Raw genomic sequence first — 1583 nt, 5'->3', positions numbered from 1 at the left:
CCCCGATGTGAGCTGTAACCGTGCCCGCACCAAACGTGAGCGTCTCATTGCCGAAGCCGGTGGTGTGGAGCGTCCCGCTGAACGCACTGGACAGGGTGAACGAGGTTGCTCCATTGGTCGCCAGTTCAATATCGTCGAAGCCGCTGAAGTGGGCCAGGCTGTTGAGGTCGAACGATCCCGACCCGGAGAGCACCAGCGTGTCGGTGCCGCTGCCGCCGGTGAGACTGTCGCTGCTGTTCAAGGTGGACGGCGTAGCGAATACCGTGTTGGTTCCACTCGTGAAGCTGACCGTCCCACTACCCGCTCCGAACGTTACGCTGTTGTCAGAGCCCGCCCCGAATGAAACCACGTGGCCGCCGCCATATGCGAGCGTCACCGAACTATTGGATCCAGTAATATTGACCGTGTCGCTGGCCTGGCAGTCCACATTCACGATCGTGTTGTTGCCGTTAATGTTGACAGTGTCATATGTCGAATAAAAGCCAAATCCGACGGCGCTGTTGTCGCCAACTATCGATACAGTGGTGCCATGGCTGTCGCCAAAATCAACGGACGTTCCGTTTCCAGAGACTGCCAAGGTATCGTTATTATTGTGCAGCGAGAGAGTGTTACCGTTTCCTGTGATACTCACCGTATCGCCGCCGCCTGGATAATACGTCTGCACAAAGGTGTTATCAGCAGTGAGATGGAAAGTTGTGCCGGCTGCTGTCAGGTTTACGGTATTGCCTGTGCCCGACATCGATAGGCTTGCATTGGTGCCCGAGACGTTCACGGTGTCGTTGTTGCCGGTTACGTTCGCGACGTCACCATCGGCCTGCAGGTTCACGACGTCGCCGTTGCCGGTGACGTTTGCCGTGTTGGATGTGCCGTCTACGGTAAGGCTGCCATTGTTGCCTACCAGGGTAGCGGTGTTGGAGTGAGAGTAGATGTCAAGATAGATGCTTCCGTAATTGCCGGTGAGCGTCACGGACCCAACGTTGGTGTCTGTGGAGATGTGGTTGTGGTCTCCGATGACGTTTACGGTCTCGGAGTTGCCGCCAACCAGCACCGAATTGTTGCCGCCTGTTACCGTGACAATGTCGCCCCAGCCGGAGATGGTGGTTGAGTTGTTGTCGCCATTGACGCTCATCGTCTGGCCGGCGCCAATGTAGCCGTCGGCGTAGATGGAGGCATTGGTCGCCGTCACTGCCAGGCTGGCATTGTAAGTTGTGAAGTGCAGCACATCACCGGTGCCTGTCATCGCCACCGTATCGCTGGCGCCCGAGACGTTCACGGTCTCATTGTTACCCGCGACCGACACTACATCGTTGCTGCCGGCGATATTGATGCTGCCACTGCTGCCCGACACAGAGACTGTCACGCCGTTGTCTGCCGCTCCCAGCGTCACCGTGTTGCCGCTGCCCGCGTTCACGGCCAGGTTCTGACCATTCCTCAGGGTCAGGCTCTCGCCCGTGCCGGTGAGGTTCACATTTTCGAAGCCGCTGAAGGCCACAAGACTGTTGAGGTCGAACGATCCCGACCCGGACAGCACCAGCGTGTCCGTGCCGCTGCCGCCGGTGAGTTGATCACCGGAATTGAGTGTT

1 protein-coding gene is annotated in these 1583 nt (G+C 58.2%); it reads right to left on the bottom strand.

Annotated features, from left to right (window positions below):
* The coding region (locus AC1D2G_RS34380; protein WP_477419637.1) for a beta strand repeat-containing protein at positions 1 to 1583 on the bottom strand (1583 nt) is incomplete at both ends.

This window comes from Mesorhizobium sp. P2_C7 (assembly GCF_056404515.1).
This window is presented reverse-complemented; position numbering and strand designations above follow the sequence as displayed.